We start from the raw sequence: 1,097 nt of genomic DNA on the forward strand, positions 1-1,097 counted from the left end.
TGAGGGAAGCACGTCGGCGTATCAAGCTGCTGGAGCAGGAGAACGAGGTCCTGCGCCGGGCCGCGGCCTATCTGTCGCAGGCGCATCTGCCGGGAAAAGGATCTACCCGCTCGTGAAAGAGCTGGCCGCCGGCGGGGTTCCCGTCACGGTCACGTGCCGGGTCCTGAAGCTCGCCAGACAGCCCTACTACCGCTGGCTGGAGCGGCCGGTGACCGATGCCGTGCTGGAGGAGGCATACCGCGCGAACGCGTTGTTCGAGGCGCATCGTGGGGATCCGGAGTTCGGCTACCGCTTCCTGGTCGACGAGGCCCGCGACGCCGGGGCGGTCATGGCCGACCGGACCGCGTGGCGGATCTGCCGGGACGACCGCTGGTGGAGCGTCTTCGGCAAGAGACGCGGCAGGACCAAATAGGCCGGTCCGCCGGTGCACGACGACCTGGTCCGCCGTGTCTTCACCGCGGACGGCCCCAACCGCCTGTGGCTCGCCGACATCACCGAACACGCAACCGGCGAAGGGAAGCTGTATCTCTGTGCCATCAAGGACGTCTTCAGCAAGAGGATCGTGGGCTACTCCATCGACGCGCGGATGAAGTCCCGCCTGGCCGTGGCCGCCCTGAACAACGCTGTCGCCCGGCGTGGACACGTTGCCGGGTGCATTCTGCACAGCGATCGCGGGTCGCAGTTCCGGTCACGGAAATTCGTCCGGGCGCTCGACGGCCACGGGATGGCGGGATCGATAGGAAGGGTCGGGGCTGCAGGCGACAACGCAGCCATGGAGTCCTTCTTCAGCCTGCTGCAGAAGAACGTCCTCGACCGCCGTTCATGGGCCACCCGTCAGGAACTGCGGATCGCGATCGTGACCTGGATCGAACGGACCTACCACCGACGCCGCCGACAAGCCTCGCTCGGCCGGCTGACACCCGTCGAATACGAAACCGTCATGACCACACCGGCCCTCCAGACCGCGTGACCGAACCTGTCACCCAAACCTGCAGCAGACCCATTCGAGCGGCGGGAAGTTGGAAACTTGCACGTAGAAGAGCTGCGATGGCTACAGTTGGCCTGACGCTGTTGACTGACTGCTCTGACTACCAGGG

Annotated in this window: 1 pseudogene; it reads left to right on the forward strand. The window is 65.9% G+C overall.

The window, feature by feature from the left end:
- Positions 1–970 (forward strand): annotated as a pseudogene (locus AB0C96_RS43090) (IS3 family transposase); the annotation flags it as partial.
- Positions 971–1,097 lie beyond the last annotated feature (127 nt).

The sequence above is a fragment of the Streptomyces sp. NPDC048506 genome (assembly GCF_040651315.1).
GTDB lineage: Bacteria > Actinomycetota > Actinomycetes > Streptomycetales > Streptomycetaceae > Streptomyces.